General features: G+C 69.1%; 12 protein-coding genes. 6 read left to right on the top strand and 6 right to left on the bottom strand.

The annotated features are described in order from the left end of the window. Positions 1 to 14: 14 nt before the first annotated feature. Together FJ887_RS00850 and FJ887_RS00845 are read left to right on the top strand one after the other, a co-directional pair. Positions 15 to 1,019, top strand: coding sequence for an NAD-dependent epimerase/dehydratase family protein (locus FJ887_RS00850; RefSeq protein ID WP_140954851.1), 1,005 nt, complete (start codon positions 15 to 17; stop codon positions 1,017 to 1,019). Positions 1,020 to 1,249: 230 nt separating this feature from the next. Then, positions 1,250 to 1,801 (top strand): AAA family ATPase, encoded by a 552-nt coding sequence (locus tag FJ887_RS00845; protein ID WP_140954852.1) that lies wholly within the window; start codon positions 1,250 to 1,252, stop codon positions 1,799 to 1,801. Positions 1,802 to 1,864: 63 nt separating this feature from the next. Here FJ887_RS00845 and FJ887_RS00840 read toward each other — a convergent pair whose 3' ends face one another. Further along, positions 1,865 to 2,746 (bottom strand): hypothetical protein, encoded by an 882-nt coding sequence (locus tag FJ887_RS00840; RefSeq protein WP_140954853.1) that lies wholly within the window; start codon positions 2,744 to 2,746, stop codon positions 1,865 to 1,867. A 104-nt stretch (positions 2,747 to 2,850) separates the two neighbouring features. On the opposite strand from FJ887_RS00840, the gene FJ887_RS00835 reads away from it, so the two are divergent. Then, the gene (locus FJ887_RS00835; protein ID WP_140954854.1) at positions 2,851 to 4,761 is read left to right on the top strand and encodes an acetate--CoA ligase; all 1,911 of its coding nucleotides are present in this window, start codon (positions 2,851 to 2,853) and stop codon (positions 4,759 to 4,761) included. 317 nt (positions 4,762 to 5,078) lie between these two features. Here FJ887_RS00835 and FJ887_RS00830 read toward each other — a convergent pair whose 3' ends face one another. Next, a complete protein-coding gene (locus tag FJ887_RS00830) occupies positions 5,079 to 6,122 on the bottom strand; it encodes a hypothetical protein (RefSeq protein WP_140954855.1) in 1,044 nt (347 codons plus the stop codon). A gap of 86 nt (positions 6,123 to 6,208) precedes the next feature. Between FJ887_RS00830 and FJ887_RS00825 the strand changes: the two genes are divergently transcribed. Continuing rightward, entirely contained in the window at positions 6,209 to 6,874 is a 666-nt protein-coding gene (locus FJ887_RS00825; protein WP_250786140.1) for a MarR family winged helix-turn-helix transcriptional regulator, read from the top strand. A gap of 33 nt (positions 6,875 to 6,907) precedes the next feature. Here the strand turns inward: FJ887_RS00825 and FJ887_RS00820 are convergent, their stop codons facing one another. From FJ887_RS00820 to FJ887_RS00805, 4 genes are all read right to left on the bottom strand, one after another. Next, positions 6,908 to 7,399 carry an SRPBCC family protein gene (locus FJ887_RS00820; protein WP_140954856.1) on the bottom strand — a complete coding sequence of 164 codons (492 nt, stop codon included), beginning with the start codon at positions 7,397 to 7,399 and terminating at the stop codon, positions 6,908 to 6,910. Positions 7,400 to 7,465: 66 nt separating this feature from the next. Then, a complete protein-coding gene (locus tag FJ887_RS00815) occupies positions 7,466 to 8,935 on the bottom strand; it encodes an LssY C-terminal domain-containing protein (protein ID WP_140954857.1) in 1,470 nt (489 codons plus the stop codon). A 153-nt stretch (positions 8,936 to 9,088) separates the two neighbouring features. Continuing rightward, a complete protein-coding gene (locus FJ887_RS00810) occupies positions 9,089 to 10,150 on the bottom strand; it encodes a MerR family transcriptional regulator (protein ID WP_140954858.1) in 1,062 nt (353 codons plus the stop codon). A 265-nt stretch (positions 10,151 to 10,415) separates the two neighbouring features. Continuing rightward, positions 10,416 to 11,087 (bottom strand): HEAT repeat domain-containing protein, encoded by a 672-nt coding sequence (locus tag FJ887_RS00805; protein WP_140954859.1) that lies wholly within the window; start codon positions 11,085 to 11,087, stop codon positions 10,416 to 10,418. A gap of 288 nt (positions 11,088 to 11,375) precedes the next feature. Between FJ887_RS00805 and FJ887_RS00800 the strand changes: the two genes are divergently transcribed. Both FJ887_RS00800 and FJ887_RS00795 read left to right on the top strand, forming a co-directional pair. Continuing rightward, on the top strand, positions 11,376 to 12,005 hold the full coding sequence (locus tag FJ887_RS00800; RefSeq protein WP_250786138.1) for a GyrI-like domain-containing protein: 630 nt from the start codon (positions 11,376 to 11,378) through the stop codon (positions 12,003 to 12,005). A gap of 96 nt (positions 12,006 to 12,101) precedes the next feature. Further along, positions 12,102 to 12,689, top strand: a complete 588-nt coding sequence (locus tag FJ887_RS00795; protein WP_140954861.1) for a peptidoglycan-binding protein — start codon at positions 12,102 to 12,104, stop codon at positions 12,687 to 12,689. Positions 12,690 to 12,694 lie beyond the last annotated feature (5 nt).

Genomic DNA, 12,694 nt, shown 5'->3' with positions numbered 1-12,694 from the left:
ACCTGAGGAGCCTCATGAAGATCACCGTCACCGGAGCCTCGGGCCTGCTCGGCTCGTCCGTGGCCCGCACCCTCGTCGCCTCCGGTCACGCGGTGACGACGCTCCAGCGGCGGCCCTCGGGGGTCGACGGTGCCCGTGATGTGCTGGGCACGGTGACCGATCCGAATGCCGTCGCCGAGGCGGTCGCCGGGGCCGATGCGGTCATCCACCTCGCCGCTAAGGTGTCGCTGACCGGTGACCCGAGCGAGTTCGCGGGCGTCAACATCGGGGGCACTCGGACGCTCATCTCTGCGGCCCAGGCGGCGGGAGTGACGCGGTTCGTCCACATCTCGTCACCGTCGGTGGCGCACACCGGCGAGTCGATCGTCGGCGACGGCGCCGGCCCGGCCTCCCCCGACCATGCCCGCGGCGAGTACGCCCGGACGAAGGCCGCCGGGGAACGGCTCGCGCTGGCTGCCGATGCCGAGGACTTCCGGGTCCTCGTCCTCCGGCCGCACCTCATGTGGGGTCCCGGTGACGCGCAGCTGACCGAGCGCGTCATCGACCGGGCCCGGGCGGGCCGGATGCCGGTGCTCGGGTCGGGGGCCGCGCTCGTCGACACGCTCTTCGTCGACAATGCCGTCGAGGCGATCGTCGCTGCGCTGACGGCCGTCGATGTCACGCACGGGGAGGCGCTCGTCGTCACGAACGGCCAGCCGCGTCCGATCGGCGAGCTGATGTCGCAGATCGCGATCGCCGGCGGGGCGACGGAGCCGCGGCTGCGGATTCCGGTGGCACCGGCGCTGGTCGCCGGATCGCTCGTCGAGCGGGTGTGGGACCTGTCCGACCACGACGACGAACCTCCGCTCACCCGATTCCTCGCCGAACAGCTCTCGACCGCGCACTGGTTCGACCAGCGCCGGACGCAGGAGGTGCTGGACTGGACGCCGCGCGTGAGCATCGAAGAGGGCCTCGACCTCCTCGCCGCGCACTGTGCGCAGGTGGGCGCCGTCGAGCACGAGGATGCCGCCCGCGCCTGAGCCGAACCCAGCGGGGACGGCACCGGCGGGTAGGCCTTGGCACCGGCGCGGAGCAGGACGGCACCGGCGCGGAGCAGGTCGGCGCCGACGCGTAGGGGCGACGCAGCTCCGGCGCCGCACGGGTCCTAGCACCGGACCGTGGCACCGGACCGTGGCACCGGCGTGCAGTGTGTCCTGGTGGCGGCATCGGCTCGAATCCGCGTCACAGGTGACGACTGCACAATGGGTCCATGACTCCGACCGCCCCGTCACCGGTGATCCTGCTCGCAGGCGTTCCCGGCGCGGGCAAGACGGAGACGCTCAAGGAGGTCCGACGGCGAGCGCCGTGGCTGCGAGTCTCCGATCCGGAGACCGTGCGCGACGGGCTGCGTCGCCTCGCCCCCTGGCTGCCGTACACGCTGGGGCGTCCGATCGTCCACACGATCGCGCACGTGCTCGCGCTCTTCCGGATCCTCCGCCGAGGCGGTCCCCCGCTCATCGTCCACGACCCGGGCACCCGCCGGTGGAGCAGGCGGCTGTTCCTGCGGCTGGCGCGGCTGAGTCGGCGCCCGGCCATCGGCGTGTTCATCGACGTCGATCGCGATGTGGCGCTGCGCGGTCAGAAGAAGCGGTCGCGCATCGTCCGCGGTCCCGCCTTCGCCAGGCATTGGCGACGGTGGCTGGGCCTGCGTTCGCACCTCATCGCCGATGAGGAGCCGACGCCCGGGGAACGCTGGCCGCAGATCGTGCTGACGACGAGGGACCGCGCCGTCGACGATCTCCTCGCTCTCGTCAGCCGCTGAGGCGGAGCCGGCATCGAGTCGGCGCGCCCTCGCGGCGCAACATCATTCACAGTCGCCGCCCGTTCAACGGGACTCGCGTGGGTTCTCACCGTGATAGTCGCCGGAGTCCTCGCCCTCATACGAGCTCGATTCCTCGCCTCGGTAGCCGGAGCCGGAGCCCTCGGCGTCGCGGGCATCGGCTTCGTCGTCGAGAGCGCTCGAGGAGATCCCCGGCTGTCCGACGGGCGGAGCCTCGAGGGATGAACTCGTCGCTGATTCTTCGTGGGCATGGTCACCGGAGTCGCCGTCATTCTCGTCGCCTGCCTGCGCCGCATCCGCACCGTCGGCACGATCTGCGCGGTCGGCCGAGACGGCACCAGAGGCGCCTGCTGCCGCAGCACCCGCGCGACCCGGTGAGCTCGCGTCGCTGGTGACCCGGCCATCCGCGTCCGTCCGGCCCTCGGCGCTCTCGTCCCCATCGGCGCCCGCAGGCTGCTGTCCGTCGGCGTCGGCAGGCCGTTCGCCGTCTGCGTCCGCGGTCCGCTGACCATCGGCGTCGGCAGGCGGCTCGCCGCCGGCGTCCACCGGCCGCTGTCCATCGGCCTCCGCAGGCAGCTCTCCGTCGCCTTCGCTGCCCGTCTCCTTCTTCAGCTGTTCGATGTCCTCGGACTCCTCCACGGCTGCGTCGTAGCCGTCGAGGCTCACCCCCGCCTCGGCGGCGAGCTGGGCACGACGCTCCGCACGGGCCTGCGCGCGCTCCTCCTCGCTGAGCTTCGGCTTCGCGGTCTCGGCGTGCTGGCTCGGCCGCACCGCCTCCCAGATGAGGAGGACGACGACCATCGTCACCCCGACGATGCCGCCCATGATGAGCGACCCCCACGGGCGGGGCATCGAGAAGACGTCGGTGACGATGTTGACGACGAAGAGCACGGCGACGCCGAGGATGAGAGCAACGAGATAGCGCATCTCCCCATTGTGCCCCGTGAGTCTGAGCAGATGAGGGAGGTCGCAGGTCACGGTTCGCACGCCCCGCCTCGGCGCCTCGATGTGCCATGCGTCACAATGGGGACATGAACGCGAAATACGATGACGTCATCGCAGAGATCTCGCAGGACCCGGGCGCCTTCTGGCTCACGCAGGCCACGGAGCTCATCGACTGGGTGAAGGAGCCGACCGAAGCCGTCGACGACTCGAACGCCCCGATCTACCGCTGGTTCCCCGACGGCGAACTCAACGTCGCCTACAACGCGCTCGACCGCCACGTCGCCGCCGGCCGCGGCGATCAGGCCGCGATCGTCTACGACTCGCCCGTCACCGACACGGTCCGCACGATCACGTACGCGCAGCTGCTCGACGAGGTCTCCCGTTTCGCGCGCGCCCTCTCCGACCGGGGCGTTGAGAAGGGCGACCGCGTCGTCATCTACATGCCGATGATCCCCGAGGCGGCCGTCGCGATGCTCGCGTGTGCGCGGCTCGGGGCGATCCACTCCGTCGTCTTCGGCGGGTTCGCCCCGGCCGAACTCGCCGTGCGCATCGACGACACCGCACCGAAGGCGGTGATCTCCACCTCGGCGGGCGTCGAGCGCGGCCGGGTCCTCGAATACAAGCCGATGCTCGACGAGGCGATCGCCATCGCCGAGGCGAAACCCGAGTTCACCGTCATCGTCCAGCGTCCCGAGCACCAGGCCGAGATGGGTGAGACCGACCTCGACTACGCCGAGCTCCTGGCCTCCACTCCCGAGGGCATCGCCCCGGTGACTGTGAAGTCGACCGACGAGCTCTACGTCCTCTACACCTCGGGCACGACGGGCAAGCCCAAGGGCATCGTCCGCGACTCGGGCGGCTACGCGGTCGCCCTGGCCTACTCGATGCCGAACATCTTCGGCCTCGCTCCCGGCGACACGATGTTCACCGCCTCGGACGTGGGGTGGGTCGTCGGGCACTCCTACATCGTCTACGGTCCGCTGCTCGCCGGGGTCACCTCGGTGCTCTTCGAGGGCAAGCCGATCGGCACCCCGGACGCGGGCACGTTCTTCCGCATCATCGACGACCATGACGTCAACGTCCACTTCACGGCGCCGACGGCGATGCGCGTCGTCCGCAAGGAGGATCCCGACGGGGCGCTGATGAGGAAGTACGACCTCTCCTCCCTGCGGGCGTCGTTCCTCGCCGGTGAGCGGCTCGACCCGGACACGTACGAATGGACGACGTCGAAGCTCGCCGAGGCGACCGGTCGTGACATCCCCGTCGTCGACAACTGGTGGCAGACGGAGACGGGGTGGCCGATCGCGGCGAACCCGCTCGGCCTCACGCAGTTCCCCCTCAAGCCGGGCTCCCCGACGAAGCCGGTGCCCGGCTATCAGATCGAGGTCGTCGACCCCGGCGGCGTCCCGGTGCCCGCTGGCCAGGAGGGGCTCATCGTCATGAAGCTGCCCCTGCCACCGGGGACGATGGCGACGGTATGGGGCGACGATTCGCGGTTCGTCTCCTCGTACCTCGCCGCATTCGACGGCTACTACCTCACCGGCGACTCCGGCTACCTCGACGAGGACGGGTACGTCTTCGTCATGGGCCGCACCGACGATGTCATCAACGTCGCCGGCCACCGGCTCTCGACGGGAGTGATGGAGGCCGTCATCGCCTCCCACCCGGCCGTCACCGAGGCGGCGGTCATCGGCGTCCACGATGACACGAAGGGGCAGAGTCCGCGGGCGCTCGTCGTCCTCGGTGATTCCGCCGAGGCGGTCGATGCGGAGGAGATCAAGTCCGAGCTCGTCGCGATGGTGCGCCGGGAGATCGGGCCGGTCGCCGCATTCCGCGAGGTCGACATCGTCTCCGCGCTGCCGAAGACCAGGTCGGGCAAGATCCTGCGCAAGACGATGCGCGAGATGGCCGACGGCGCCGAGAACCCCGCTGTGCCCTCGACGATCGAGGACCGCACCGTGCTCGACGACCTCGAGGCCGTGCTGCGCCGCAGCTGATCGAGCGCGCCGGGCTGCCGGTGGTGGCGGGGCTGATCGAGCGCGCCGGGTTTTTCGAGTGCGCCGGGGCTGCCGGTAGTGGCGGGGTGCGCCCGGTGGAGGGCATGGGCCTGCTCGTCGAGGTCGAGGCCATGATGCAGCGCGGCGGCTCGATTGTGCGCCAGGTTGAGGGCGGCGGCCGGGAATCTGCGCCGCGTTGAGGGCGGCGGTTCAGATTGTGCGCCACATCGAGGGTGAGAATCGCGCAGATATCACCCTCGACATGGCGCACAATCGCCGTGGAGCTTCCGCAGACCGCCGGGCCGGTCTGAGCGAGGTCAGTCGTCGCGACGCTTGCCGGCTTCGAAGCCCTTCTCGAACCCGTCGGCGAAGCCCCGTTCGTAGGCACCGTCGCGTCCTCGGCCGCGCTCGCCGCGCGCGCCGCGGACGAACTGTGCGAAGAACTCGCGGGGGTCCCAGTCGACGTCGGGGCCGCACCCCGAGTCGGAGCCTCCGCGTCCGCGCGCTCCGCCACGGTCACCCGGACGGCTGCGGTCGGCGCCGGGCCCGAAACCGTCGCGCCCACCACGGCTGCGCCGCCCGTGGCCGCCGAAGCCCCGACTCGGCCCGAAACCCCGTGAGGGATCGAAGCCGCGCGAGGGATCGAAGCCGCGCGAGGAGTCGAAGCCGCGACGGCGGGCGAATTCGCGCATGCGGTCGCGGACCTCGCGGATGTCCTCCTCGTCGGGGCGGAGTTCGTCGACGATCTTCGTCAGCGTCGCGATCATGGCCGCGACCTCCTCATCACTGAGGACCTCCTCGACGCGCGCGTTGACACGGTCACGCAGCGCGCGGACCTGGGCACGGATCTCGGCTTCGCGTGTGGCCTCAGCGGCGGACTCGGACTCCGCGGCATCATCGAGCCAGGGATCACCGGCCACGATGTCGTCGGTGCGCCGATTGCGCCGCGCCCGTCTCCGCAGATCCGCAACGTCGCGCGGATCGATGTCGGCGTCGTCCATCGCCGAGAAGAAATCCCGCCGCAGGGTTCTGCCGACCTGTCGAAGAAGATCGGCGAGCTGCGGCACCTCGTCGCTCACCTCGTGGTCGATGGGCCGATCAACCGCGTCGACGTTCGTACCGTCGACGACGTTCGCCTCACCGGGCTCGGCGGCGTCCGCTTCGGACGAGTCGGCCTCACCTGGCTCGGCGGCATTGGCCCCCGAGGTGTCGGCCTCACCACGCGCGCGGCGTGTGCGTGCCGCCTCGGTGCTGTCGGTGTCGCGTCGGTCGTCACGGGCGGTGCCTGCCGCCTCGGTGCCCTCGGTCTCACGGCGGTCGTCACGGTCATTGTCATTGTCAAAGTTGTGTGGGGTGGACATGTCATCTCCTTTACTTGTTATCTGACATGTATATGTATAGTCACATGTATTCCCAAAGCATGTCAAGGGACATGTAAAATCGAGGCATGGACACCACCGACAAGATCGCCGAGGCGCTCACCAAGCTCCAATGGAGGCGCGGCTTCCGCGGATTCGCGGGCCCCGGCGGACCTGGCCGACGCTCGGGAGGTCCCGGCGGCCGCCATGGCCGACAGCACGGCGGACCATTCGGCAAGGACGGGCTCTTCGGCGAGAACGGTCCCTTCGGCGACGGCGGACCGTTCGGTGACAGCGGTCCCTTCGGCAAGGACGGACCGTTCGGCAGCCACTTGACCGACACGGACGGCTCCGGTCACGGGGAGGCCGTCGGACGCGACGAGTGGCGGGAGTGGGCACGCCGCCTGGGCGGTCGCCTCGGCGGGCGCGCCCAGCTGCGTCTGCTCATCGCCCTCGCCCAGGTGGGGCACGCGATCGGCGTCAGCGCCCTCGGCGAGGCGATCGGCGTCGATCAGCCTCGCGCTTCGCGCCTCGTCGCGCAGGGCGTCGAACTCGACCTCCTGCGCAGGGAGGCCGACCCCGACGACGCCAGGCGCACGCTCATCGCGCTCACCGACAAGGGCCGGGCGATCACGAACCGCTTCCTCGGTGCGCAGAAGGCCAGCGTCGACGTCGCTCTCGACTCGTTCACCGACGAGGAGAAGGAGACTCTCGCGAACCTCCTCACCCGCCTCGCCGACGCCTGGCCGAAATAGGATCGCCGCGGCCACGCGAGCACTCCAGCTCGGTCACGCCTCGGCGAGGGCCTTGAGCCTCTCGAGCGAAGCGCGCAGGCTCTCCGACGTCGTCGACTGCGCACGCGGCAGCCGCTTCGGGTCGCGCAGCTCCGTCCAGTCGTAGGTGTGGCGCACGAGCACCGAACCCTGACCTGCCGGCTCGAGCTCCCATCTCCAGACGTGCCCGAGCATCGGCTGACCCACCTCGGCGGGCTTCCACGCGATCCGCCGCCCCTCCTCGAAGTCGACGACGTGGTTCTCCCGATCGACGCCCTTCGTCAGCGTCGTGATGAACGTGGCCCCGGTGCCGGTGATGCGCTGACCGGGCGCCGCCTCGCCGAGGTTGTCGTTGCCGTCCCAGTCCGGCTGCCGGGAGGGATCGGCGATGAGTTCGAAGACCTCGGCCGCGGGCGCATCGATGGTGATCTCTGCAGTGACGACCTTGAGCGCGGGGTCGATCGTGTCGAAGACGGAGTCGTCGGCGGATGTCGTGGAGTCGGTCATGGGCGTCCTCTCGTCGATGAGTCTGCCGCAGCGGCAGCCGCTTTCAGACTACTCTGCGGCCTCGCCTCAGTCCTCGATCGCGCGGTCCTGCCGGTCGGCTCGGGCCGCCTCGGTGCTGAAGCGGGTGAAGAGACGTGAGGAGTCGCTGGAGAGCGTGAGCAGGACACCGACCTGCAGGGCGATCGTCATGAGCGAGTAGAAATTCGTCTCGACGTCGCTGTCGCCGGTGAAGAAGTTCGTCATCGAGACGATGACGGAGAACGTCGACAGCGCGAGGATCCACAGCCGGGCGCGGTTGCTGCCGCGGAAGACGGCGATGCTCGCGATCACCTGGATGATGCCGATGAGCAGGCTGATCCCGATGAGGATGCCGGCGACGATCCGGGCGACCTCCTCGTCGGAGAGCCCGCCGGCGTCGCCCTCGACACCGGCGACCGCTGCGCGCACGCTCCCCCAGTCGGTGAAGGTGCTCGCGACGTCCCAGGCCTGGAAGATGAGGAGCACGAGGACGAGGGCGGCGCCGATGAGGGTCTGCAGCGGGCGCTTGCTCCACAGCGTCCGGGCGACGTCGGAGACCGTGTGCGACTGGTTGTAGATCTGTGTGGCGTCGAGCGCGAGGTCGAGCCGATCGGGGTAGTCGGAGGAATCGGTCGTGACGCTGTCGAGATCGAGGATGGGCAGATTGCCGTCGGTGATGATCGCGTCGCCGCCGCCGTTGCGCGAGTGGTATCCGGTGGAGAAGTCCTTGATGACGTCGACGGTCACCGACGGTTCGGCCTCGGTCACGGTCTTGACGATGTAGTCGCGTTCGACGTCGGTGTTCTCTTCGATCTTGTGGGTGATCTGCAGCGTGAAGAGCGAGAGGCCGACGCTCTTGTCATACGTGCCTGCGGCAAGCCAGCCGACCTGATATCCGCCGGGCAGCAGCCACCCTTTGGGCGTCTTCCAGAAGCGGACGTGGTGCCGCTGACCCGGGTCGCCGTCGACCTCCTGCTGGTAGGCGAAGTCCTGTCTCCGCCCGAAGAGGAGCAGCGGGGAGACCGGGGCCTCCGGATAGCTCTTCTTCGTCAGCGTCGATTTGATGATTCCCCACGTCGAGGCGGCGGTGATCTCGTCGGCCAGCGTCCAGCCGGCCGCTTTCATCGCGTGGTGGATCTGCGCCTCGTCGCCCTTGAACGCGAGATTGACGGGATCGCCGAGGAGGCCGTCGGACGTCCGCGCCCGCCCGATGAAGTAGTTGGGAACGTAGATCTGCGTGAGGATCCGGTGCAGCCGCGGCAGGGTGAGGTAGGAGATGACCACCCAGAAGGCGAGGAGGGTGAGCAGCTGCCACCAACCCAGGCTGAATCCCTTGATGAGGATGAGGATGGCGAGGAACGTCGAGGCGGCTCCGCCGAAGAGGAAGAAGAAATAGTCGAGGATGCCGGTGACGGTGTGTCTGTTCCGGCGGAAGGTGAATGGCTGCCGACGCCTGCCCCGATCATGGCTGTCGGGGGTCCCGGGGGTGGGATCCGGTGCCGCGGTGTGTGACGTCATGGGCCAATTGTAGGGATCACACGTCCGCTGCGGGAGACAAGGAAGCATACCGATGACGCCGAGGTGACCCGCCGACCGGCTGTGCGTCCCGCAACCGGTCGGCGGGCTGTGCGCTGCCGCTGGGTGCGATCGCGACCCCGAGCTCGCTCGCCCTCACTGTGTGCGACGTCGCCGCAGTCCCGCGTCAGCTGTCGCAGCGATCCGCGGGTCGATGTCGCGGCTCAGCCGCGCGATGAGGCCGTCGCTGAGCGGTCCCGGGATCTCGAGGAGCACGTGGAGGACCTGGAAGCGCTCATGCGGGTCGGAGGATTCGCTGCGCTCGTGCAGCTCGACCATGATCCATCCGGTCACGGAGCCCGGTGCGCTCCTCGAGTCGTGGCTGTCCTCGCCGTAGTAGCCGCCGAGGAGTTCAGCCGCCTCGACGTCGGTGTCATCTCCCATCGCCATGTCCATGAGGGCAGAGGCGACGAGCGGGTCGCGCTGCCGGCCCAAGGCGAGGGTCGCGAGAGTCCTCACCTGAGCGTCCTCGTCGGTCAGGCCGGAGCGCAGTGCCGCGACGAGGTCGTCGGCGATGACGGTGCCGAGGTCATCCGCCGAGGCGGTCCTCGCGATCTCGTCGAGGGCGCGGATGGCGTTGCGTCGTCGTGCGGCATCGGCCGAATCGAGTCCGGCGATGAGGTGCGGGACGGCCGCGGGGGCCGACTGCGCGAGCGCCCATCGCATGGCTCCGGCGACATTGAGCACGGACTCGTCGAGGACCGCCGCGACCAGGGTCTCGACGGGCACTCCCCCGTCGACCCCGACGCCGAGCGCGGCCTTGTGGCGCTGGATGGCATCACGGGATTCGAGTGAGCGCATGAGGTCGATCGCCGCCAGCAGACCGTCGCCATCGGTGAGACCGACCCGGTCGATCCGCTCGAGGTGGTCGAGGAGGGCCTGTTCCGCGGCGATCCGGGACCGCGTTGCCGCGATGAGGCGGGTGACGAGCTCTCCGGCACCGAACGAGGGGTCGTCGAGGACTGCGCCGACGTCGGACAGCGACATCCCCAGCTTCCGCAGTCCCTCGATGTGGAAGATGCGGCCGATGTCGGCAGCGGAGTAGTCGCGGTAGCCGCTCGACGTCCGCTCGCTCGGGGCGAGAAGTCCGAGCGATTCGTAGTGTCTGAGCATGCGAGCGCTCACTCCCGACCTCCGGGACACCTCACCGATGCGCATCCGCACCTCGCTTTCCCCTCAGACGCAGAGAATGTCAGAGACACGGGCTCGCGGACACGGGCTCGCGGCCGCCGAGTCCACCCCCTCGACAGCTCTTCGGGTTCGTGCCGCCGACCCGTTGTCGGACCTGCGCCGTTGCTCGCAGCGGCACCACGCGCAGACCTGACGATCGGAGGAAGGAGTCCGAGCCGCCGGCTCCGCGGGCGACACCGTGCTTGCCCCACACAGTATCGCCCGCAGGCGACCGACCCTTCCCAAAATCGGTCTATGCCGACGCCTCGGACCCCAGTGCGACCACCCGCTTGGCCTCGTTCAAGGCGTGAGCGAAACCGGCGTCGGGGTCATGGAACATCTCGACCGTCGCCAGAGCGTGTGCCCGCACTGTTTCTTCCTCTGCCTCCACACTGCCATCCACCACTGACACGACATCCTCACCCAGGGACACCAGCGCTCTGCTCAGACTCTTCTGCATCTCGACATCACCGCGCCCCAACTGTGTGACCAGGAACGATGCCAGTTCGTGGCGACTCTCACCCGGCACCAGCGCAACCGCGGACCTCCACGCACTGCGGGCCACCTCGGCGTCGGGATGAGCGATGAGATCGACACCGATGACGGCAGGATCCATCGCCGCCCAGGCACGGCGGTCCCCGATCTTCGACAGCGTGTGCAGGGCCTGACTCCGGGCCTGCGGGGTCTCCGACTCGAGTTCGGCGATGAGCCGGGCGACGACGGGGCCGGGCGACAGCCGCGTCAGGGCCCACGTGAGCATGTCGCGGACGAAGAAGTCGGACTCGGCGCGACTGCGTTCGATGAGAACCTCGAGGAAGCCGTCGTCCGCCTCGGTGCCGATGGCGAGCGCGGCCTGCAGCCGCTGCGGCGCCGGGCCCGAGCGCAGCGCCCGGGTGAGCTGTGGATGGGTCGGTTGTCTGGTCATGTCATCCACCTCCTTCACTCCCCACTCAAGACCCTGACAGCGTGTCAAGGTCAAGCACCGGCGCGACTGCGGGTCCTGCCGATGCGGCTCCCGCCGACCCTGCGCGGATGCGGCGCCCGCGGGCCCAGCCACCGCCGGCACGGTCGCGGTCGCGGCGCGCGCCGCCCCGGACGCAGCGACTGCGGTGCACTGCGGCCGCCCGAGACCGACCCCGGCTTAGAATCGGAGGGCATCGCCACACCATCTCCGCCCAGGACGGTCGCCCGCACTTCCGCACAGGAGCAGCCCGTGGACAAGATCGATCTCAAGAAGACCCTGCCGAGCTATTCCGCCCGCCGCGGCGAATTCGACGTCATCGAGGTGCCGCCGCGGGCCTACCTCTTGATCAACGGCCACGGCGACCCGAACAGCTCGCCCGAGTTCACCTCGGCGGTCGAATCCCTCTACCCGCTGGCGTACGCGCTGAAGTTCTTCAGCAAGCGCGAGCTCGACCGCGACTACGTCGTCCCACCGCTCGAGGGCCTGTGGTGGGCCGAGGACATGAGCGCCTTCACCACGGCCCGGGACAAGTCCGCCTGGGACTTCACCCTCATGCTCCTCGTCCCCGACTGGCTCGATCGCGCGCAGATCGCCCAAGTCGCCGAGGCGGTCGATCGGAAGAGCGCTCCGCCGCGACTGCGTGACGTCCGGTTCGAGACCCTCGACGAGGGGACGTGCGTCCAGACTCTTCACATCGGGCCCTTCGACGCCGAGGCCGAGGTGCTCGCTCACCTCCACGACGAGGTCATCCCCGACGCCGGTATGACGATGACCGGCAGGCATCATGAGATCTACCTCAGTGACTTTCGGCGGACGGCGCCGGAACGGCTGCGCACGATCCTCCGCCAGCCCGTCCGACGCCGATCCGAACGACGCTGAGATCACTCCCACACCAAGGGTTTCGTGACCTTCCTGTGACAAAAACCACGGCGTGGTCACATTGGCCCTTAAGTTTGTTGCATTATCGTTATATTCATGCCTCGACAGACTCGACACCGCAAGGGACGCCGGTCCCCGCTCGTCGGTGCCCTGATCGGCCTCGGAGCAGCAGCGGCGGCGCTGGCGATCGCCGCTGTCGTCATCATCAACGCGCCCGTGTCCTTCGGCTCGACGACCATCAGGCAGATGCAGATGTCCTCCGTCCAGCAGCTCAACCAGCAGCAGATCGACAATGCCCGCCTCATCATCGCCGTCGGTCGCGGCGGCGGCTTCGACGACGAGGCGATCCGGATCGCACTCATGACCGCGCTCCAGGAGTCCTCGCTGCGCAACATCGACTACGGCGACCGTGATTCCGTCGGACTCTTCCAGCAGCGGCCCTCGCAGGGCTGGGGCGATCCGAGCGAACTCACCGATCGCGTCTTCGCGACGAAGTCGTTCTACGGCATCAATCCCGAGGTCCACAACCCGGGCCTCGACCAGATCGAGAACTGGCATCGGATGACGCCCACCGAGGCGGCGCAGGCCGTGCAGCGGTCGGCTTACCCGGATGCGTACGGCCAGTGGGAGACACTCGCCGACGACCTCATCGGCACCCAGACGGACGTCGAAGCGCTGCCCTGACTACA

The organism is Brevibacterium sp. XM4083, assembly GCF_006489205.2.
GTDB lineage: Bacteria > Actinomycetota > Actinomycetes > Actinomycetales > Brevibacteriaceae > Brevibacterium.
This window is presented reverse-complemented; position numbering and strand designations above follow the sequence as displayed.